A 19,365-nucleotide genomic window follows, 5' to 3' on the forward strand; every position below is an offset into this window, starting at 1 on the left:
CTGATGGATCATTCCGGAGGGGATTTGATATGAAAGCCACGACCCTGACCCGCGCCGAACTGTTCGAAGCGGTGCACAATGAGCTGGGCCTGCCGCGTCAGGAATGCGCCGCGCTGGTCGAGCGCACCCTCGATCTGGTCATTGATTCGCTTGAAAAGGGCGAGACGGTCAAGCTGTCGGGCTTTGGCGTGTTTCAGGTCCGCGAAAAGAACGCTCGCGTGGGACGCAACCCCAAGACGGGTAAGCCGGCGGCCATTGATCCGCGCAAGGTCATCTCCTTCCGCGCCTCGCAGATCATGAAGGCGCGCGTTGATGCCGGCGTCGGCGAATAAGTCGTAATAAAGGCCAGTACACGTGTCCAAGGGGCCTCTCGCCTTTCGTACCATTTCCGAAACCGCTGACGCGGTGGGCGTGCCCCAGCATGTGCTGCGGTTCTGGGAAACCAAGTTCACCTTTATCCGTCCGACCAAGCGCGCCGGGGGGCGGCGCTTCTACCGTCCGCAGGATATTGACCTGCTGATGGGGGTGAAGGTGCTGCTGCACGATCGCGGCTACACGATTCGCGGCGTGCAGAAGCTGCACAAGGACGAGGGGCAAAAGGCGCTGCTGTCGGCCGGGCAGGGCGGCAGCACGGCCTTCATCCCGGCGGCGGAGGGTTACTCTGAGCCGGACGACGTGCCGATGGAGGTCGTATCCGCGCCGCCCTTACCGCGCAAAGTCATGGCCGACAGTGCCGAACCGGCGTTTGATTTTGAGGAAATGTCGGCCCTGTCCGTCGTTCGCGGCCTGAGCGAAGAGACGCGCACGCGGCTTCTGGCCATCGCTCAAAGCCTCGAAAACGCACAGAAAACCATGCTACGCAGCCTCAAGGGGCTCTGATCCGCCGCATGTGAGCGGTGGAAAACGCCTGTGGCCTATTGCAGGCCGCTTTATTCCTCTCTATAAGCCGCGTTCTCCTTACCAGGGGAGGCCTCTGCGAAGAGGTGTCGGAGCGTGGCGCAGCCTGGTAGCGCACTTGACTGGGGGTCAAGGGGTCGCAGGTTCGAATCCTGTCGCTCCGACCATTTAAACACATAAGGGTCGCCCCGTCGGGGCGGCCCTTATGTGTTTAAGGTCTCCGCTCCAGGTTCCGAACCGCGACGGCTCACAGATTTCGTAAGGCCTGCTCTCCGCGGCTATCCTCTCGTTTCTCCCCAACATACTGCATTTTTTTGACGGCAAAGGCTTGCGTGAGTTCCGGCGTTTCCGTATAGAGCGGCCTCCAGACGCAGACGACCGGTTTCGGGCGTGTGCGTATCCCTCATTCAAAGGGATGTCTTCTTTGTCGGGGAGTGGCGCAGCCTGGTAGCGCACCTGCTTCGGGAGCAGGGGGTCGCAGGTTCGAATCCTGTCTCCCCGACCATCAAAACAAAACAGACGGTCCCATCAGGGACCGTCTGTTTTGTTTTTACCATCGCTCACGGCGGTGATGATAATATTCCCGTTCGCGCCGCTCATAGCGATCGTACCGGTCATAGCGGTCGCGGTAGTAATAGCTGCGCGGGGCCGGATAATAGCGCGGGCCGTAATAGCGCTCGCGATAGACATAATAGCCATCATAGCGCGGGCGCGATTCGTAATAGACGACGCCATAACCCGGCGGCGGGGGCGGCGGGTCATAGTAACCACTGCGCTCATAGGAATAGTAGCGGCCATCGTGACAATCGACCGAGGCATTGCCCAAGGCTCCGCCCACCACGGCACCGACGGCGGCCCCGGCGACCGTATTGCCGCCGCGGTCATAGCGGTGCGACGAGCCGTTGCCGATGGCCGCTCCGGCCAGAGCGCCAATAACCGCCCCCGTGGCGGTGGAGTTGGATTTGCGCTGATAGCAATAGCCATCATAGCCTTGTGCCGATGCCAGGGTGGGGGCGGACAGACCGATAAGGCCGACCCCGATCAGGGCCAGCGGCAGATGCCGTTGAAAAAAGGAGGGTTTCATAATGCCACCTGGGGATATGTGCGTGGGATGACCCTATTGAGCGCCCGCCAAGCTGAACGGCATCTGAATGGATTGCGGCGGAAATGCGCCGCATTTATAAGCGTCATTACGTCAGGTCGCGGACGATATAAGATTTATTGCATCAGACCCCTTGATCCTTTTCCGCTCTTGAGGCATAAGGCGCGCCTTCCGACCGGACGAACAACCGGTCAACACATCATTCTACGCTTGAAAGGCTTGGGTAAAAGCTTATCGAGCCTCACTTGAAAAAGAGAGTCGGACATGGCCGTACCTAAGCGGAAAGTATCCCCCTCGCGGCGCAACATGCGTCGCTCGCACCACGCGCTCGGCGCCAACTCGTTTGTGGAAGACAAGGACACCGGCGAACTGCGCCGTCCGCACCACATCGACCTGAAGACCGGCATCTATAAGGGCCGTCAGGTGATTACGCCGAAAAAGGACTAACCGCCTTTATCGACCGAAGATATAAAGACGCGGCGCCTCAGGTGCCGCGTTTTTGATTCCGGAAGGCCTTTCATGCCCCCCTATCCCTATCGTCTGGTGATCTTCGATTTCGACGGCACGCTGGCCGATTCGTTTCCGTGGTTCCTTGAGGTGTTCGATCATCTGGCCGAACGCTTCGGCTTTGAGAACCCGGACCGCTCGCACCTTGACGAACTGCGTCGTCTGGGGCCGCGTGAGCTGCTGAAGCGTCTGAAGGTGCCGCTGCTCAAACTGCCGGCCATTGCCACCTATGCCCAGAGGCTGCAAAACCAGCAGATCGAAAAAATCGTGCTGTTTGACGGGATCGCTGAGGTGATCCGCGATCTGAAGGCGCGCGGCGTGACCGTTGTGGTCGTGACTTCCAACGACGCCGACAATGTACGCACCGTTCTGGGGGCTGAGCTGAGCGCCCTGATCGATCACTATTCGTGCGGTTCATCGCTTTTTGGCAAGGCGGCCAAGTTCAAGGCCGTGCTCAAGGCCTTCAAGGCGAAACCGACCGAGGCCCTGTCCATCGGTGATGAGCTGCGCGACATCGAGGCGGCGCGCAAGGTGGGCATTGCCGTGGGGGCCGTGACCTGGGGCTATGCCCACGAAGACAGCCTGCTGAGCGAAAAGCCGGATCACGTCTTCGCGAAGCCCGCCGATATACTCAATATATGAGACGCATTCCCCGTGGCGGGCTTGTCAGGCTTGGGCGCGCTTGCTAAGCAACCCTCGTTTTTCAAACCCCTCAGGGAAGATTGCCATGTCCGCCATTATTGATATCGTTGCTCGTGAAATCCTCGACTCGCGCGGCAATCCGACCGTTGAGGTCGATGTCACCCTCGAAGACGGCGCTTTCGGTCGCGCCGCTGTGCCGTCGGGTGCCTCCACCGGGGCGCATGAAGCCGTGGAAAAGCGCGATGGCGACAAGAGCCGCTATCTGGGCAAGGGCGTGCGTCAGGCCGTGGACGCGGTCAATGGCGAAATCTACGAAGCCCTGAGCGGTCTCGACGCCCGCGATCAGCGCCACATCGACCAGATCCTGATCAATCTCGACGGCACCGAGAACAAGGGCCGTCTGGGGGCCAATGCCATTCTCGGCGTGTCGCTGGCCGTGGCTAAGGCGGCGGCGGCTTCGGTCAACCTGCCGCTCTATAAGTATGTCGGTGGCCTGTCGGCCCGTGTGCTGCCCGTGCCGCTGATGAACATCATCAATGGCGGCGCCCACGCTGACAACCCCATCGACATTCAGGAATTCATGATCGTTCCGGCCGGTGCCGAAACCTTCTCCGAAGCCCTGCGCATGGGCGCGGAAATCTTCCATAGCCTGAAATCGGCGCTCAAGGCCGCCGGCCACAACACCAATGTCGGTGACGAAGGTGGCTTTGCGCCGAACCTGTCCTCGGCCGAGGTGGCGCTGCAATTCATCGTCGATGCCGGTGCGGCGGCGGGCTACAAGGCCGGTGAAGACTTCTGGCTGGCGCTCGACGTGGCCTCGACCGAGTTCTTTAAGGACGAGAAGTACCATCTGGAGGGCGAGGGCAAGGTTCTCAGCCGTGAAGAAATGGTCGATTATCTCGAAAACCTCGCCGACAAGTTCCCGATCTGCTCGATCGAAGACGGCATGTCGGAAGACGATTTCGAAGGCTGGGCGCTGCTGACCGAGCGTCTGGGCGACCGTCTGCAACTGGTCGGCGACGACCTGTTCGTCACCAACCCGAACCGTCTGGAGACCGGCATTGTCGAAGGCCTCGCCAACTCGATCCTCGTCAAGGTGAACCAGATCGGCACCCTGTCGGAAACCATGGACGCCGTCGATATGGCCCACCGTTCGGGCTATACCTCGGTGATGTCGCACCGTTCGGGTGAGACCGAAGATTCGACCATTGCTGACCTGGCGGTGGCGCTGAACTGCGGTCAGATCAAGACGGGCTCGCTGGCGCGTTCGGACCGGCTGGCCAAGTACAACCAGCTCCTGCGCATCGAATCGATCCTCGACGACGAAGCCGTCTATGCGGGGCTTTCGGTGATCCGCAGCTAAAACCGGAACCGGCCTCTCACCGGCTGGGACGTTTTTTACAAATCTGCCAAAAAGAGCGGCGCAGGTGTCCTGCGCCGCTCGCGTTTTATGATAAATTCTTTCAGTTGAAGTGACATGTTCGGTAACAGTTTGTTAAACCGACGCGGCCAAAAATCCCTCCTGTCAATGTGGTCCGTCCAGAAGGGGCGAAAGTCGTGATTCAGAAACTGAGGCCCTATTTGCCTACCGCGATCATCGCTATATTTCTGACCTACTGCGGCGTACAGTATTTGACTGGCGACAAAGGGTTCTTTTCGCAGGAAACCCGTCAGGTTGAGCTGGCCGAAAAGCAAAAGCTGCTGGCTGTTCTTGCCGCTGAGCGGCAGGACCTTGAAGCCCGCGCCCGTTATTTGAGAACCGATAATCTTTCCAAAGAATTGCTTGAAGAACGCGCCCGCGTTCTCCTGGGACTCAATGCCCCTAACGAATACGTGATCCGTGATCACATCGCCCCTGCGCGCAATTCCTGAGTCCGCAAGGGGACTTTACGTCAGCTTGGGGTTTGCCTAAGAGAAGTCCTGACGTGAATTCAGGCGGTTTTTGACGAACCCTGAGATTCCGGTGGTCCTGCTACCGGATTTTCCCACGGGATCACCAGAACTGACTGCATCCCCCTCTATGGGCGGCCGGCTCTGTTGTGCCGGTGCGCGCTCGAACGTCTTTTTGACCGGCTGCGAACGTCTCTGCCTGCGGGTAAGACGCGAGTGGCACGATTAACCCCAGGGAGGTTTCCATGGCGCGCGCCGCCAAGGCCACTGACACCGGAACGACGGGTTCCGCCAAACGCAATGTCTCCAAAGACGAACTCCTGAAATATTACCGTGAGATGGTTCTCATCCGCCGCTTCGAAGAGCGTGCGGGTCAGCTCTACGGCATGGGTCTGATCGGGGGCTTCTGCCACCTGTACATCGGTCAGGAAGCCGTCGCTGTGGGCATGGAGGCCGCCTCTATCGACGGCGATCAGGTCATCACCGGTTACCGCGACCACGGCCACATGCTGGCCGCCGGTATGGACCCCAAGGCCGTTATGGCCGAACTGACCGGCCGCATCGGCGGCTCGTCGAAGGGTAAGGGCGGGTCGATGCACATGTTCGACATCGAAACCGGCTTCTTCGGCGGTCACGGCATCGTCGGCGCTCAGGTGTCGCTGGGGACGGGTCTGGCCTTTGCCGACTGGTACCGCAACAATGGCAATGTCTCCTTCACCTATTTCGGTGACGGCGCGGCCAACCAGGGTCAGGTCTATGAAAGCTTCAACATGGCGAAGCTGTGGAACCTGCCGGTCGTCTATGTGATTGAAAACAACGAATACGCCATGGGCACGGCTCTGGCCCGCGCCTCGGCGACGACCAATCTGTCGCAGCGCGGTGCGTCGTTCGGCATCCCCGGCGAAACCGTGGACGGCATGGACGTGTTCGCGGTGAAGGAAGCCGCTGAGCGCGCGGCCGAATACGCCCGTTCGGGCAAGGGTCCGTACATTCTGGAAATGAAGACGTATCGCTATCGCGGTCACTCCATGTCCGACCCGGCCAAGTACCGCAGCAAGGAAGAGGTCGATGAGGTCAAGACGACCCGCGACCCGATCGACCACATCAAGACGATGCTGGAGCAGTCGGGTGTCGAAGAGGCCGAAATCAAGGCCATCGACAATGAAATCAAGGCGATCGTTATGGAGGCCGTCGAGTTCGCTCAGACCAGCCCCGAACCCGATCCGTCCGAACTGTACACCGACGTTTATCTTGAGGCCTGATCCCAGATGACCGACATTCTTATGCCCGCTCTCTCTCCGACCATGGAGGAGGGCACCCTTTCCAAGTGGCACATCAAGGCCGGTGACGAGATTTCCGCCGGTCAGGTGATCGCCGAAATCGAAACCGACAAGGCGACGATGGAAGTCGAAGCCGTCGATGAAGGCGTGGTCGAGGCCATCCTGATCGAAGCCGGCACCGAAGGCGTGAAGGTCAATACGCCGATCGCGCGTCTGGCCGGTGGCGCATCGGCCCCGGCGCCGGTCAAGTCGGCGGAAAACACCGGTGGCGAAACCGCCGCTCAGGAAGGCGGCGAAAAGACGGCTGTGGTCGCCTCGGCAGTCGCGCCGCAGGTTAAGCCGCAAAGCGATCCGGAATTCCCGGAAGGCACCCCGATGGTCAAGATCACCGTGCGCGACGCGCTGCGTGACGCCATGGCCGAAGAAATGCGCCGCGACGACCGCGTCTTCCTGATGGGTGAGGAAGTCGCCCAGTATCAGGGCGCGTATAAGGTCTCGCGCGGCCTGCTCGAAGAGTTCGGCGACCGCCGCGTTATCGACACGCCGATCACCGAAATGGGCTTTGCCGGTATCGGTTCGGGGGCGGCCATGGCCGGTCTTAAGCCGATCATCGAGTTCATGACCTTCAACTTCGCCATGCAGGCCATCGACCACATCCTGAACTCGTCGGCCAAGACTCTGTACATGTCGGGCGGTCAGATTAAGTCGTCGATCGTTTTCCGTGGCCCTAACGGTGCCGCGGCCCGCGTCGCCGCCCAGCACTCTCAGGACTATTCGGCGTGGTACGCCAACGTTCCAGGCCTGAAGGTCATTGCGCCTTACGACGCCGCCGACGCCAAGGGCCTGATGAAGGCCGCTATCCGCGATCCGAACCCCATCGTCTTCCTCGAACACGAGATGATGTACGGCAATGAGTTTGAAATCCCGGATGTTGAGGATTTCGTCCTGCCCATCGGCAAGGCCAAGATCCAGAAAGAGGGCAAGGATGTCACCATCGTCGCCCACTCGCGTATGGTCGGTTTTGCGCTCAAGGCGGCTGAGAAGCTGGCCGAAGAGGGTATTGACGCCGAAGTCGTCAACCTGCGCACGCTTCGTCCGCTGGATACCGACACGGTCGTCGCTTCGGTGAAGAAGACCAACCGTCTGGTCACCGTCGAAGAAGGCTGGGGCCCCTGCGGTATCGGAGCCGAAGTCGCCGCCCGCGTCACCGCCGAAGCCTTCGACGATCTGGATGCGCCGCCCGCCCGCGTGCATCAGGAAGACGTGCCGATGCCTTACGCTGCCAACCTCGAAGCCCTGACCGTCCCCAGCGTTGAGAAGATCATCGCCGCGGTCAAGCAAGTCTCGTACAAGTAAGAGGGGCCACACATGACCGATATTCTGATGCCGGCGCTCTCGCCCACCATGGAAGAGGGCATTCTGGCCAAGTGGCACGTCAAGGTCGGGGACACTGTCTCCGCCGGTGACGTGATCGCCGAAATCGAAACCGACAAGGCGACGATGGAAGTCGAAGCCGTCGATGAGGGCGTGGTTGAGGCCATCCTGATCGAAGCCGGGACCGAAGGCGTGAAGGTCAATACGCCCATCGCTCGTCTGGCGGGTGAAGGCGGTTCGGCCGCTCCCGCGCCCAAGGCTGAGGCCCCGAAAGCCGCCGAAGCGCCGAAGCCCGCCGCGGCTCCGGCTCCTGTGGCCACCCCCGTCGCAGCCCCGGCCGCTTCGGGTGGGGCGCGCGTGGCGGCTTCGCCTCTGGCGCGTCGTCTGGCCGAGATCAACAAGCTCGATCTCAAGCTGCTGAAAGGCACCGGCCCGCACGGCCGTATCATCAAGCGCGATATCGAAGCCGCTCTGGCTTCGGGCACCGGCAAGGCCGGTTCTGCCCCGGCGGCGACCACCGCAGCGGCTGAGCCGCGCAAGGTGCAGACCCTTGAGCAACTGGGCATTCCGGCGGGGTCTTACGATCTCGTCCCGCTCAACAATATGCGCAAGGTCATCGCCCGTCGCCTGACCGAATCTTTCCGCGACATCCCGCACTTCCCGCTGACCGTCGATATCGAACTCGACAACCTGCTGGCGGCGCGTACCAAGATCAATACGGCGCTGGAATCGCAAGGTATCAAGGTCTCGGTGAACGATATCGTCATCAAGGCGGTGGCGCTGGCGCTCAAGCAGGTGCCGGAAGCCAATGCCTCTTTCACCCCCGAAGGCATTGCGATGCACCACAATGCCGATATCGCTATGGCCGTGGCTATCGACGGTGGCCTGATCACCCCGATTATCCGCAAGGCCGAGACCAAGTCTCTGGCCCAGATCGCCAAGGAAACCAAGGATCTGGCGGCGCGCGCCCGCGATATGAAGCTGAAGCCCGAAGAATTCCAGGGCGGCACCTTCTCGGTGTCCAACCTCGGCATGTTCGGCATCAAGCAGTTCGCCTCCATCATCAACGAACCGCAGGGCTGCATCCTATCGGTCGGTGCCGGTGAACAACGCCCGGTCGTCAAGAACGGCCAACTGGCGGTCGCCACCGTCATGACCGTCACCCTGACCTGCGATCACCGCGTGGTCGATGGGTCGGTCGGTGCCAAGTACATTACCGCATTGAAGGGCCTTCTCGAAGACCCGATTAAAATGTTGGCGTAACATCTTTGATGTCACGCATGGTTTTCAGCTCAAACGCCGCATGGCTCGCCGCAAAAGCGGCGGCGGGCGATTGCCCTTGCCGACACCCGATGAGTCACTCATCGGGTGTCGGAGAAATCGCAGGTTATTGAAATGTCTTATGATCTGGTTGTTATCGGCTCCGGTCCCGGCGGTTACGAAGGGGCCATCCGCGCCTCTCAGAACGGCCTGAAGGTCGCCATCGTCGAGCGTGAACTGCTGGGCGGCATCTGCCTCAACTGGGGCTGTATCCCGACCAAGGCGCTGCTCAAGTCGGCCGAGGTGTTCGACAAGATCAATCACCTCGGTGATTACGGTCTGACCGGCGAAAAGCCGGGCTTCGACTTCGAAAAGGTCATCGCCCGCTCGCGCGCCGTCGCCAAGCAGCTCAATGGCGGCGTCGGCTACCTGATGAAGAAGAACAAGATCGACGTGATCGAGGGCTTCGCCACGCTGGAACCCGGTAAGGACGCGCCCAAGGTGCGCGTTAAGCTGAACAAGGGTGGCGAGCAGGTTGTCGAAGCCAGGAACGTCATGCTGGCGGTCGGGGCGCGCGCCCGCGAGATCCCGGCCATCGGCGCGGTTTCGGACGGCGAGCGTATCTGGACCTATCGTAACGCCCTGACGCCCAAGGCTATGCCGAAGTCGCTGGTGGTGATCGGTTCGGGCGCTATCGGCATCGAGTTCGCCTCCTTCTACCGCTCGCTGGGCGCCGATGTGACCGTGGTCGAGGCCATGGACCGCATCCTGCCGGTCGAGGACAAGGAAGTCTCCGCTGAGGCTCAGAAGGCCTTTGAAAAGCGCGGCTTTAAGTTCCGTCTGGGGGCCAAGGTGACCAAGGTCGAAAAGACCGCGGCGGGTGTCAAGGTGTCGGTCGAGGTCGGCGGCAAGGCCGAAACGCTGGAGGCCGAAGGCTGCATCGTGGCTGTCGGCATCGTGGCCAATACCGAAAACCTCGGACTGGAAAAGCTGGGCGTTGAGATGGACCGCGGTCACATCAAGAATGACAGCCACGGCAAGACCAATGTGAAGGGCCTCTACGCCATCGGCGACTGCGCCGGGCCGCCCTGGCTGGCGCACAAGGCTTCGCACGAAGCCGTCCACGCGGCCGACTACATGGCCGGCAAGAAGCTGTCGAACCTCAATCCGCCGATTCCGGGCTGCACCTACGCCACGCCGGAAGTCGCCTCGGTCGGTATCACCGAGCAGGGCGCGAAGGAAAAGGGTCTGGACGTCAAGATCGGCCGCTTCCCCTTCAAAGCCAACGGCAAGGCGATTGCTGCCGGTGAGCCGGGTGGTTTCGTCAAGGTCATCTTCGACAAGAAGACCGGCGCGCTTCTGGGGGCCCACCTGATCGGGGCCAATGTCACGGAAATGGTGCAGGGCTTCTGTCTGGCCATCACCATGGAAGCGACGGAAGAGGACCTGCAAGGGACCGTCTTCCCGCACCCGACCATGTCGGAGGCGATTCTGGAGGCCTCTCTGGACGCCGACGGTCGTATGATCAATTTATAAGATCTAACCACGGATAAGGCACGGATGCCGCCTTCGGCGGCGACACAGATATCCGTGTTCATGGCCGCGCAGCGGCCATATCCGTGTCCATCCGTGGTTTTTCTTATTCAAAAGCCGCTGCGCAAGACGCAGCGGCTTTTGCTTTGAGTCGAGAGTGCAAACAAACACTTTCGATTCACAATTAAAATATAAATTGTAATTTGCAATTTAATTTTCTGTCCGAATTTGCCTGAAAATCCAATCATGTCAGGCCCAGCCAATCGCTGACAGGGGGAATACGCCGCAGCACCCATCGCTCGATCAGGGCCACAAGGATCAGGCACAGCCCCATCATCGGCAGGAACAGAGCGAGGCCCAGTATCAGCAGGCCCAGCCCCGTGCCGAGACGTTCGTCGGGCAGGCGGCTGGGTGCGCCCAGTGTCACCTTGTCCGGTCGCCGTCGCCACCACATCATCACCGCCGAAACGCACAACGTCAGCAGACCCGCCGCCGTCAGCACGCCCAGCGCCTGATTGAACGCGCCGAACAACTGGCCTTCGTGCAGGGCAATGCCTATACCGAACACGCGGTCGATCAGCGGCTTATCGCCAAAGGTCTTGATCTGCGCCACATCACCCATGTGATCAAAGGTGACGGTGACGCCCTTGGGCCGGTTCTGGGTCTGGGAGACGCCCTGCCACGGCTTGCCCTTGGCCGGCGCCATCAATACGACCGGCGGCGGCAGGTCTGCGGCGCGCAATTCGCCCGCCATATGGTCCAGAAGCGTCAAATCGACCGCGCCTCCGGTTTGCGCGCCCCCATGGCCGTGGCCTGCGTGCTCGCCGGCCTTGTCCGCGGCGCGGCTGGTGGACCAGTCGGGTTTTGACGACTGAGCGATCACCGCCTGACGCACCACCTTGAACCCGGCCCCCCAGACGGTCGTCCACGGCAGGCCGGTCAGCAGCAGGCAGAGCGCAAAAAACGACACCCACAGACCCGTCACCGCGTGCAGATCGCGCCAGAACAGTTTGGCCTCAAGGCGCGGCCACAGAACTCCGGCCAGACCCTTTGTGCCCCGCGGCCACCACAGATATAGGCCGGTAATGATCATCACTATGGCCCAGCACGATGCCGTTTCGACCAGCAGGGTGCCGAAAAGCCCGGCAAACAACTCGCCGTGGATGGTTTTGACCACATTCATAAACCGCGCCTCTTCGGGCGCGGATTTCAGCACGGTCAGGGTTTCCGGGTGCACATAGACGCGCAGCCGTTCGCCATTTTCGCTCAGCGTGACGCGCGCCGCGTCGGTCACATCCGGCCGGACTTCGACCGACTGAAACTGCGCGTTGGGAAAGGCCGCCAGTGCGCCTTCGACCTGCACAGACAGGGGCTGGACCCGCCCCGCCCGGCCCACCTGATCATAGGGGCGGTCGATGGCCGCCTCGATCTGGGGCTTGAACAGATAGATCGGCCCCGTCAGGGACAGGATCACGATGAAGGGGATGCACACCAGCCCCGCATAGAAGTGCCACCGCCAGATCATCCGGTAGTCGATAATCTGGCGGCGAACCGTGTCGTTCGCCGCCTTGGTCATGCTACTGCCCCGTCAGCTTGAGGCCGATGAACACGGCACGCCCTTCGCCGGGCCAGAAGGCCGAGCGCGAACTGGCCGCGACCTTGGTGAAGTCGGTCACCGCCGTGACGCTCGACACATAGCGCGTGTCGTCCAGATTGCGCCCTTCGACGAAGACTTCCAGCCCGTCATTGACCTTTTTGGAGGCCGACAGGTTCCACACGGTGAAGCCCGGTGATGTCTGCGTATTGGCGTAATCGACCCACACATCCGACGGCGTCCATTCCACCGACGGCGCGATACGCCAGCCGCTCTTTGAACTGAAGGCCAGTTCGCCGCGGTAATAGTGTTCGGGGATGATGGGCAGGCGGGCATTGCCATAGGTCTTGTCATTATCGAACTTGAAATCCGACCAGGTATAGGTCTGACGCGCCATGACGGCCCAGTTGCCGATGCTGCCGATGCGCCAGTCGAGCGCGGCTTCGAGCCCCTGATGGATCGTGTTCTGGGCGTTGAAGGTGGCGGCGGGAATGTCGGGCGACACGATGAAGTTGAGCATCTCACCGTCGATTTCGGCCCGATACAGCGCCACATCCCAGGTCAGGTGTTGTGAGCGGCCGCGCGTGCCGATTTCCGCCGTCACGGCTTCCTGCGGCCGCACGCTGGTGAACTGCGGCAGGGGCGTCTGCACCAGAGCGCCATAGGTCGGGGCTTCGACCGATTTGGTGATATTGGCAAACACCTGCTGACCGCTGGCGTTTTGCCACAGAAGCCCGACGCGCGGCGCAAACCAGTCGAAATCCTTATCGGCATTGTTCGCCGTATTGAGATAGTTGACATAGTCGCGGCGGGTCCAGCCATAGGAACCGCCGGCGATCAGGGCCAGTTGCTCCGTGACGAACAGGCGGCCCTCTGCGAACACGTCCCAGCTCTGGGCGTTCTGCACCGCGTTACCGGACAGTGTTCCGGGCAGGCCATTGCTATTGGCAAAGGTATGGGCGTCGATATTGCCGCTTCGGTAATTGACCCCGGCAAAGACGTCGTAGCGCTTGCTGCCTACGGTGCCTTGCCCATCGAGGCGGGCAAAGGCGCCATAGTTCTGATATTGCTGGTCAATATAGATGGAGATGGGGTGGATGAGCTGCTTCCACGCGGCATAGACGCCGCCTTCGACGCGCCAGTTGTCGTTGATCTGCCAGTCGCCCTGCACCGTGCTGCGCGCGGATTTGACGTTGCGGCCGTAGCGCAGCAGCGGATAGTTGGCGGCAGTCGTCACCTTGGGCGTCGTCAGGGCCTGTTGCAGAGTCAGAGCCCCGGCAATGCGCTGATCGAGGTCATTGCCCTGAAAAATGAAGCGCAGCGAGCGGCCTTCACCGAAGCGGCGACCGATATTCAGCGTCACGCGCTTGCCATTCTGTTCGGAATTGTCGCGCCAGCCGTCGGCATGGACGGTGCTGGCCGAGACATAGAGGTCGTAATCGCCGATGACATCGGCATAGGCGACCTGTCCGCGTGTGGTCCCGAAACTGCCGCCTTCCAGTCGCACCAGTGTGCGATAACCGGCATTGCGGCCGCTGGTCGTGACGTAGTTGACCGCGCCGCCCAGTTGCGCGCCGCCGAAGCGCAGGGCATTGCCGCCCTTATAGACTTCGATATAGCGCGCCGACAGCGGGTCGATCTCCTGATAATCGCCGGAACCGTCGGCCTGATTGACGGGTACGCCGTCGATGGACAGCCACGACCCGCGATTGTGTGAGGAATTACCAATGCCGGAGCCGCGAATAGAGAAGCGGCTGTCTTCGCCGAACTTCTTTTGCGCGAACACGCCGGAGACGTTTTTCAGCGTGTCGTACATCCCGATCGCATAGCTGTTGCTGTAGGTTTCGGAGGCAACCACGGACACAGCCCCCGGTGTCCGCGACAATTTGGCGCGGGTGTCGCGCACGGCGGACGGGTCTTCCGGATTGAGGCGGCCTGTGACGATGACGGTGGGGATATCATCCGCGTCGGAAGCGATGGGGGCGGCAAAGGCGGGCAGGGCGGCGCACAGGGCGAGGCCGGAAGCGCTGAGGCACAGCGCGAATATACGGGTTTTCATGAAATAACCTGTCTGAAAGCACGACGTATCAGCGCGCGTGACGCACGCTGAGCGGAAAAGCGATCAGATGAGGTGTGGGGGGCCGCAGGAATGTGGACGCGGCGGGGCGCGGGCCTTGGGTTGCGCCACATCCGAGGCAGGCGTCAGAGGCGCAAGGCTTTGCGTATAGACAACGGGTGCGACGATGAGATCGGGCTGCGGCAGGCCGGTCAGGCCCGCCAGCACGCAATCGGCGCATTTGAGGCCCTGAGTGGCCTTTTCAGCCTTGTCCTTGGCGACGGCCTGACTGAGGGTCGTATCGACCACCGGCACCGGGCTGTTACACAGGACAAAGCCAGACCCGTCGCGCGATGCCGCCAGAAGGTGCGGCGGAAACAGCACCTGAACCAGCAGGCCCATGACCACGGCGATCAGCGTCCAGGAGCGGGTTTCGCTTCCGGCCTGTGTGCCGTGAGAGGGGGGGCGGGCTATGGCCATGTTTCCGCCTTAACCCTGGCGTGTGTCGGCTGTCAAGCGGCGTTGGCCACCACCTCTGCCAGCTTTTGCAGGGTGACATAGTCCGTCTTGCCCGAACCGAGGACGGGGATCGACTCGACCTTGACCAGCTTTTTGGGGATGGCCAGCGCCGGGACACCCTTCTCCTTCGCCTGATCCGACAGGGTGGACAGGTCCGCCGCCGCATGATCGGTCAGGAGCACCAGACGCTCGCCCTTCTTGTCGTCGGCCAGCGACACGACGGCGTGACGATGGTCCGGCCACACCTCTTCGGCCAGCCGCTCAACGGCGGTCAGCGACACCATCTCACCGGCGATCTTGGCGAAGCGCTTGGCGCGGCCAAGGATGCGGATGCAGCCGTGGCGGTCGATCGACACAATATCGCCGGTGTCGTGCCAGCCGTCCTTTGGCGCTTCGATGATGTCGGGGGTTTCGAGATTGATATAACCGGCCATGACGTTCGGCCCCTTGACGTGCAGGCGTCCGCCTTCGGGGATGCCTTCGACCACCTCAAGGCGCAGTTGCATACCGGGCAGGGCGCGGCCCACCGTGCCGTAATGATTGTCGGTCGGCAGATTGACCGCCAGAACCGGCGAGGTTTCGGTGACGCCATAACCTTCGATAACGGTCAGGCCGTACTGTTCGCTGAACAGCTTGTGCGTTTCGTCGCGCACCTTTTCCGCCCCGCAGACCACGAAGGCGAGGGTCGCAAAATCGTCCGGCTGCGCCTGACGGGCGTACTGATTGAGGAAGGTATCGGTCGAAAACAACAGCGACGCTTTCGTTTCCTTGAGCAGGCCGGGGATCTGCTTGACGTGCAGCGGCGACGGGTACTGAAAGCTGCGCATCCCCTGCAACAGCGGCAGGATCAGGCCGCCGGTCAGGCCCAGCGAATGGAAGATCGGCATGGGGTTGAAGCACACCCATTCCGGCTTCAGCTCGATATGGGCGGCGATCTGGGCGCAGTTGAGCACCAGATTGGCCTGAGTGAGCACCACGCCGCGCGGCGTACCAAAGCTGCCCGACGTGAACAGGATGACGCCGATGTCAGAGGGCTTGGCCTTGTGCGCGAAACGGCGCGGCAGTTTGGAGGCCGCCAGTCCGTACAGTTTGTCCGGCAGAGTCAGCGATTTACGCAAATCTTCGAGATAGAGGATGCGGACGAAATGCCCCATGGCCTCAACCAGGTCCTCCAGCTTGGCCTGCTGCACGAAGCGCTTTGAGGTAATCACCGTCTTGACCTTGGCGGTCAGGCAGCCCGTCTTGATATTGGCTGGCCCGGCGGTGAAGTTGATCATTACCGGCGTGCGCCCGTGGGCGTGCAGGGCAAAGAAGCTGAGAGCCCCGCCCAATGAGGTCGGCAGCATCAGACCGATGCGCGTTTCCTTCTTCAGCGCCTTGTCAAACAGGCGCGCCAGCACGAAGGTGCGCAGGATAAATTCGTTATAGTCCGAAGGCTGGCGGTCCTGATCCTCGATAATGAGCTTGGACTTGCCATGTTTGTCTGCGGCGTCGAGAAGCGCGTCGAACAGGGATTTCGTTTCGGCTTCGACATCAAAAGGGCGCACCATGCGCGATCACTCCCTTTAACCGGCTTGAAGGGCCGTCATTACGCTGCGGCTGCCGATCAATTCTGGTTACACCCTATGAGCCTCTGGGCCACAAGTCAATTGAACATTGTTCAAATAATTGAGAGGTGGCTGTTATGTCAGGTGCCAAGGCTTAGAAAGGTCTCAAAAACGGGACCTAACTCCTCTTCACGGGCAACGGGTTTCACCTCGCAGGTAGTGCGCCCGCCACACAGCGCCTTAAGATCGCCTGTCCCGGCCACAACCACAGGAGCGGAGGCGCGGCCCAGCTCCAGCCGGAAGCCGCCGAGTGCCCGGCGTGCCTCGCCCATCTGCTTGATCCAACCCTCACTCAGGTGCACGCGACGCAGATCGGGATTGGCCATGCGCCAGCGATGCGCCACCTTGCCCCAGGCATCGGCGGGTTCGTCTTCGCGGTGCCATTCGGCGGGTGAGGCTGACTGCGAGGCGTCCCACGGCGCATAGGCCAGCACGCCGCGCAGCGGCCAGTTGCGCGCATCCATAGCCAGCGCCGTTAGCGCCCCCGACCCGTGCCCGAACAGATAGAGGGGTTTGGCGGGCAAAGGGCGAATGACCTCGGTCACGAAAGCCTCAGCGGCCTTAATGGGGTGTCTGAAGTCGGGCAGGACAATATCCTGATTTTGCAATAGATACTTGCCTGATCCGCCCTGACCCGGCGCTTCGAAAAGCCATACGCTCAGCTTATTCAACACCGCCTGTTGCGCCAGTCCGAAATAGACTTCGGCGGGATAGCGGGCATCGGCCAGTATCAGCAGATGCCCACGCGGATTGAGCGGTGGGGCGGCGACGCCGTAACGCGCCTCGGGCAGGGTGGCGAATTTGAAACCGCTCCACACGAACCCGGCGGGCGGATAGGCGTCGGGCGACAGGCCGGGCGGGATCTGCGAGTCGGTAAAGGCAATACCCGTCTGGTCGGGACCGTCACTGCGCGTACAGCCCGCCAGCGTAGCGCCTATGCCGGCCGCCGCACCGGCCAGTAACCGGCGGCGGGACAGGGAAGGCGACAGCGGACGGAGGATGAGCATGGGCTCAGCTTAGGCCAGATTCCACTGTTCGGCCATCCCCTGTTACCCTATGTTATAAGGGACAAGGCCTTTTGGCTTGATAATGGCGGGCAAAAAGCCCAATTAGGGACAGACTGTTTCCTCATTAAAGTGTCCCCATGGTTACCCTGATCAACCGGCTCGACGCCTCGGTTTCCAAGCCTGACCTGCGCCATCCTGAAAAGCAGAATCGTCCGGACACCCCGATTCTGAAAAAGCCGGACTGGTTGCGCGTCAAGGCGCCGGGCTCCGAAGGCTATAATGCGACGCGCCAGACCGTGCGCGACGCCAAGCTGGTGACAGTGTGCGAAGAGGCCGCCTGCCCCAATATCGGTGAGTGCTGGACCAAGAACCACGCCACCCTGATGATCATGGGCGACACCTGCACGCGGGCCTGCGCCTTCTGTAACGTCAAGACCGGCCTGCCGCAGCCTCTCGATGCCGATGAGCCGAACCGCGTGGGCATGACCGTGGCCAGGATGGGCCTGGCACACGTCGTCATCACCTCGGTGGACCGTGACGATCTGGCCGATGGCGGGGCGGAACACTTCGCTGAGGTGATCCGTCAGATTCGCCAACAATCGCCGAAAACCACCGTCGAAATCCTGACGCCGGACTTCCTGCGTAAGGACGGGGCGGCGGAAATCGTCATCGACGCCAAGCCGGACGTCTTCAATCACAATCTCGAAACCGTGCCGCGCAACTATCTGAAGATCCGCCCCGGCGCACGCTATTACCATTCGCTTCGCCTGCTGGAGCGCGTCAAGGAACGCGACCCTTCGCAGTTCACCAAGTCCGGCATCATGGTCGGCCTTGGGGAAACCAAGGAAGAGGTGATGCAGGTGATGGACGATATGCGTTCTGCCGGCGTCGATTTCATCACCATCGGCCAGTATCTTCAGCCGACGCGCAAGCACGCCGCCATCGACCGCTTCGTCACGCCGGATGAATTCAAAGCCTATGAATCGATCGCGCGTGCCAAGGGCTTCCTGATGGTGTCGTCTTCGCCGCTTACGCGCTCATCTCACCATGCGGGCGAAGATTTCGAGCGTCTGCGCGCGGCGCGTGACGCGCAACTGGCGGGTAAGCGGGCCTGAGACGTGGCGCAGTTTCACCTTGAGCGCGTCCTGCCCTACGCGGCGTCGGACCTGTGGGACATGGTCAGCGATGTGAAGCGGTATCCGGAGTTTATTCCGTGGATTACCTCTCTGCGTGCCTACAATGCCTCCTCCCCCTCGGATGGGGTGCATATGTTCGATGCCGACGTGTCGGTGGGCTACAAGATGCTGTCCGAGCGCTTTTCGACGCGCGTCACCCGTCGCGCCGATGACCTCAGCCTGCATATGGGCCTGCTGCGCGGGCCGTTGCGTAAGCTGAACGGCCACTGGCATTTTACCGAAATTGAGGGCGGTACGCGCGTCGATTTCGACATGGATATGGATTTCAAAAATCCCATCCTTAATGCCATGCTGAAGGCCAATCTCAATCTCGCCGTCAGCCGCCTGATGAGCGTGTTCGAGGCCCGCGCCAAGCAGCTTTATGGCAACAAGATTTAGGCTTCGGCCTTCAGATGCTCCAGCGCCCAGTGCAGGGCGTACATGACCGACTGTTCGCGGATATAGTCGCGGCCCAGATTCTCAAACACATGCACATTGGCCTGAGACCGGACCTCGCCATCGGGCAGCCGGAAGGCCAGCCCGAAACAGACCATGCCGACGGGTTTTTCAGCGGAACCGCCGCTCGGCCCGGCGATCCCCGTCACGCTCAGGGCCAGATCGGCCCCGGCCGAGGTCAGCGCCCCTTCGGCCATGGCGTGCGCCACGGGCAGGCTGACCGCGCCGTGTTCGGCCAGCACCGTCTCTGATACGCCCAGAAGCTTCGTCTTAGCTGCGTTGGAATAGGTGACATAGCCTTCGTGAAACGCCTCGGACGCGCCCGAAATGCGAGTCAGGGCCGCGGCGATCAGCCCGCCCGTGCAGCTTTCGGCCGTCGTCAGTGTGCGCCCCTGCGCGCGCGCCAGGGCGAGAATGTTCGTCGCCAGATCAGAGGCGTCCATGGAGAAGCTCCCAAAAGAAAAGG

At 61.4% G+C, this 19,365-nt stretch carries 19 protein-coding genes and 2 tRNA genes; 14 read left to right on the forward strand and 7 right to left on the reverse strand.

What is annotated here, in order from left to right:
* Positions 1–29: 29 nt before the first annotated feature.
* The 4 genes from ACK8OE_RS10435 (at position 30) to ACK8OE_RS10450 (ending at position 1,402) form a co-directional block, all read left to right on the forward strand.
* The gene (locus ACK8OE_RS10435; protein WP_126423809.1) at positions 30–332 is read left to right on the forward strand and encodes an integration host factor subunit alpha; all 303 of its coding nucleotides are present in this window, start codon (positions 30–32) and stop codon (positions 330–332) included.
* Positions 333–354: 22 nt separating this feature from the next.
* Positions 355–879 (forward strand): MerR family transcriptional regulator, encoded by a 525-nt coding sequence (locus tag ACK8OE_RS10440; protein ID WP_410272483.1) that lies wholly within the window; start codon positions 355–357, stop codon positions 877–879.
* Positions 880–987: 108 nt separating this feature from the next.
* Positions 988–1,064 (forward strand) — tRNA-Pro (locus tag ACK8OE_RS10445).
* Between the two features lie 261 nt (positions 1,065–1,325).
* Positions 1,326–1,402 (forward strand) — tRNA-Pro (locus ACK8OE_RS10450).
* Positions 1,403–1,447: 45 nt separating this feature from the next.
* On the opposite strand, the gene ACK8OE_RS10455 is transcribed toward ACK8OE_RS10450, so the two are convergent.
* Positions 1,448–1,981: a YMGG-like glycine zipper-containing protein gene (locus tag ACK8OE_RS10455; protein ID WP_410272484.1), complete on the reverse strand. Its 534-nt coding sequence runs from the start codon at positions 1,979–1,981 to the stop codon at positions 1,448–1,450.
* Between the two features lie 282 nt (positions 1,982–2,263).
* Between ACK8OE_RS10455 and rpmF the strand changes: the two genes are divergently transcribed.
* The 8 genes from rpmF (at position 2,264) to lpdA (ending at position 10,488) form a co-directional block, all read left to right on the forward strand.
* Positions 2,264–2,446, forward strand: coding sequence for a 50S ribosomal protein L32 (gene rpmF / locus ACK8OE_RS10460; RefSeq protein WP_013480386.1), 183 nt, complete (start codon positions 2,264–2,266; stop codon positions 2,444–2,446).
* A gap of 72 nt (positions 2,447–2,518) precedes the next feature.
* Positions 2,519–3,148: an HAD hydrolase-like protein gene (locus ACK8OE_RS10465; RefSeq protein ID WP_290798376.1), complete on the forward strand. Its 630-nt coding sequence runs from the start codon at positions 2,519–2,521 to the stop codon at positions 3,146–3,148.
* Positions 3,149–3,233: 85 nt separating this feature from the next.
* Positions 3,234–4,511, forward strand: coding sequence for a phosphopyruvate hydratase (gene eno, locus ACK8OE_RS10470; RefSeq protein ID WP_126423804.1), 1,278 nt, complete (start codon positions 3,234–3,236; stop codon positions 4,509–4,511).
* 194 nt (positions 4,512–4,705) lie between these two features.
* Entirely contained in the window at positions 4,706–5,020 is a 315-nt protein-coding gene (locus ACK8OE_RS10475; protein WP_410272485.1) for an FtsB family cell division protein, read from the forward strand.
* Positions 5,021–5,283: 263 nt separating this feature from the next.
* Entirely contained in the window at positions 5,284–6,300 is a 1,017-nt protein-coding gene (gene pdhA / locus ACK8OE_RS10480) for a pyruvate dehydrogenase (acetyl-transferring) E1 component subunit alpha (RefSeq protein ID WP_410272486.1), read from the forward strand.
* Between the two features lie 6 nt (positions 6,301–6,306).
* Positions 6,307–7,674 carry a pyruvate dehydrogenase complex E1 component subunit beta gene (locus tag ACK8OE_RS10485; protein ID WP_410272487.1) on the forward strand — a complete coding sequence of 456 codons (1,368 nt, stop codon included), beginning with the start codon at positions 6,307–6,309 and terminating at the stop codon, positions 7,672–7,674.
* A 12-nt stretch (positions 7,675–7,686) separates the two neighbouring features.
* A complete protein-coding gene (locus ACK8OE_RS10490) occupies positions 7,687–8,955 on the forward strand; it encodes a pyruvate dehydrogenase complex dihydrolipoamide acetyltransferase (RefSeq protein ID WP_410272488.1) in 1,269 nt (422 codons plus the stop codon).
* A 132-nt stretch (positions 8,956–9,087) separates the two neighbouring features.
* A complete protein-coding gene (gene lpdA / locus ACK8OE_RS10495; RefSeq protein WP_410272489.1) occupies positions 9,088–10,488 on the forward strand; it encodes a dihydrolipoyl dehydrogenase in 1,401 nt (466 codons plus the stop codon).
* A gap of 241 nt (positions 10,489–10,729) precedes the next feature.
* Here the strand turns inward: lpdA and ACK8OE_RS10500 are convergent, their stop codons facing one another.
* The 5 genes from ACK8OE_RS10500 to ACK8OE_RS10520 all read right to left on the reverse strand — a co-directional run bounded on the left by ACK8OE_RS10500 (position 10,730) and on the right by ACK8OE_RS10520 (position 17,268).
* The gene (locus ACK8OE_RS10500) at positions 10,730–12,061 is read right to left on the reverse strand and encodes a PepSY-associated TM helix domain-containing protein (protein WP_410272490.1); all 1,332 of its coding nucleotides are present in this window, start codon (positions 12,059–12,061) and stop codon (positions 10,730–10,732) included.
* A 1-nt stretch (position 12,062) separates the two neighbouring features.
* Complete coding sequence (locus ACK8OE_RS10505) at positions 12,063–14,138, reverse strand: TonB-dependent receptor family protein (RefSeq protein ID WP_410272491.1); 2,076 nt, start codon at positions 14,136–14,138, stop codon at positions 12,063–12,065.
* A gap of 63 nt (positions 14,139–14,201) precedes the next feature.
* A complete protein-coding gene (locus ACK8OE_RS10510; RefSeq protein ID WP_410272492.1) occupies positions 14,202–14,615 on the reverse strand; it encodes a hypothetical protein in 414 nt (137 codons plus the stop codon).
* A 32-nt stretch (positions 14,616–14,647) separates the two neighbouring features.
* Entirely contained in the window at positions 14,648–16,204 is a 1,557-nt protein-coding gene (locus ACK8OE_RS10515) for an AMP-binding protein (protein ID WP_410272493.1), read from the reverse strand.
* A 137-nt stretch (positions 16,205–16,341) separates the two neighbouring features.
* Complete coding sequence (locus ACK8OE_RS10520) at positions 16,342–17,268, reverse strand: alpha/beta hydrolase (protein WP_410272494.1); 927 nt, start codon at positions 17,266–17,268, stop codon at positions 16,342–16,344.
* 137 nt (positions 17,269–17,405) lie between these two features.
* Here ACK8OE_RS10520 and lipA point away from each other — a divergent pair, with 137 nt between their 5' ends.
* Together lipA and ACK8OE_RS10530 are read left to right on the forward strand one after the other, a co-directional pair.
* Positions 17,406–18,383 carry a lipoyl synthase gene (gene lipA, locus ACK8OE_RS10525; protein ID WP_410272495.1) on the forward strand — a complete coding sequence of 326 codons (978 nt, stop codon included), beginning with the start codon at positions 17,406–17,408 and terminating at the stop codon, positions 18,381–18,383.
* Between the two features lie 3 nt (positions 18,384–18,386).
* A complete protein-coding gene (locus ACK8OE_RS10530; RefSeq protein ID WP_410272496.1) occupies positions 18,387–18,842 on the forward strand; it encodes a type II toxin-antitoxin system RatA family toxin in 456 nt (151 codons plus the stop codon).
* Here the strand turns inward: ACK8OE_RS10530 and ACK8OE_RS10535 are convergent.
* Positions 18,839–19,342 (reverse strand): CinA family protein, encoded by a 504-nt coding sequence (locus ACK8OE_RS10535; RefSeq protein WP_410272497.1) that lies wholly within the window; start codon positions 19,340–19,342, stop codon positions 18,839–18,841. The genes ACK8OE_RS10530 and ACK8OE_RS10535 overlap by 4 nt on opposite strands.
* Positions 19,343–19,365: the final 23 nt, after the last annotated feature.

This window comes from Asticcacaulis sp. W401b, assembly GCF_046503825.1.
Taxonomy (GTDB): Bacteria; Pseudomonadota; Alphaproteobacteria; order Caulobacterales; family Caulobacteraceae; genus Asticcacaulis.

What these genes read in the sequence shown, in the direction of transcription:
- ACK8OE_RS10435 (WP_126423809.1), top strand. Translation starts at nt 30, where the DNA reads ATGAAAGCCACGACCCTGACCCGCGCCGAACTGTTCGAAGCGGTGCAC.
- ACK8OE_RS10455 (WP_410272484.1), bottom strand. Translation starts at nt 1,981, where the DNA reads ATGAAACCCTCCTTTTTTCAACGGCATCTGCCGCTGGCCCTGATCGGG.
- rpmF (WP_013480386.1), top strand. Translation starts at nt 2,264, where the DNA reads ATGGCCGTACCTAAGCGGAAAGTATCCCCCTCGCGGCGCAACATGCGT.
- ACK8OE_RS10465 (WP_290798376.1), top strand. Translation starts at nt 2,519, where the DNA reads ATGCCCCCCTATCCCTATCGTCTGGTGATCTTCGATTTCGACGGCACG.
- eno (WP_126423804.1), top strand. Translation starts at nt 3,234, where the DNA reads ATGTCCGCCATTATTGATATCGTTGCTCGTGAAATCCTCGACTCGCGC.
- pdhA (WP_410272486.1), top strand. Translation starts at nt 5,284, where the DNA reads ATGGCGCGCGCCGCCAAGGCCACTGACACCGGAACGACGGGTTCCGCC.
- ACK8OE_RS10485 (WP_410272487.1), top strand. Translation starts at nt 6,307, where the DNA reads ATGACCGACATTCTTATGCCCGCTCTCTCTCCGACCATGGAGGAGGGC.
- ACK8OE_RS10490 (WP_410272488.1), top strand. Translation starts at nt 7,687, where the DNA reads ATGACCGATATTCTGATGCCGGCGCTCTCGCCCACCATGGAAGAGGGC.
- lpdA (WP_410272489.1), top strand. Translation starts at nt 9,088, where the DNA reads ATGTCTTATGATCTGGTTGTTATCGGCTCCGGTCCCGGCGGTTACGAA.
- ACK8OE_RS10500 (WP_410272490.1), bottom strand. Translation starts at nt 12,061, where the DNA reads ATGACCAAGGCGGCGAACGACACGGTTCGCCGCCAGATTATCGACTAC.
- ACK8OE_RS10505 (WP_410272491.1), bottom strand. Translation starts at nt 14,138, where the DNA reads ATGAAAACCCGTATATTCGCGCTGTGCCTCAGCGCTTCCGGCCTCGCC.
- ACK8OE_RS10510 (WP_410272492.1), bottom strand. Translation starts at nt 14,615, where the DNA reads ATGGCCATAGCCCGCCCCCCCTCTCACGGCACACAGGCCGGAAGCGAA.
- ACK8OE_RS10515 (WP_410272493.1), bottom strand. Translation starts at nt 16,204, where the DNA reads ATGGTGCGCCCTTTTGATGTCGAAGCCGAAACGAAATCCCTGTTCGAC.
- ACK8OE_RS10520 (WP_410272494.1), bottom strand. Translation starts at nt 17,268, where the DNA reads ATGCTCATCCTCCGTCCGCTGTCGCCTTCCCTGTCCCGCCGCCGGTTA.
- lipA (WP_410272495.1), top strand. Translation starts at nt 17,406, where the DNA reads ATGGTTACCCTGATCAACCGGCTCGACGCCTCGGTTTCCAAGCCTGAC.
- ACK8OE_RS10535 (WP_410272497.1), bottom strand. Translation starts at nt 19,342, where the DNA reads ATGGACGCCTCTGATCTGGCGACGAACATTCTCGCCCTGGCGCGCGCG.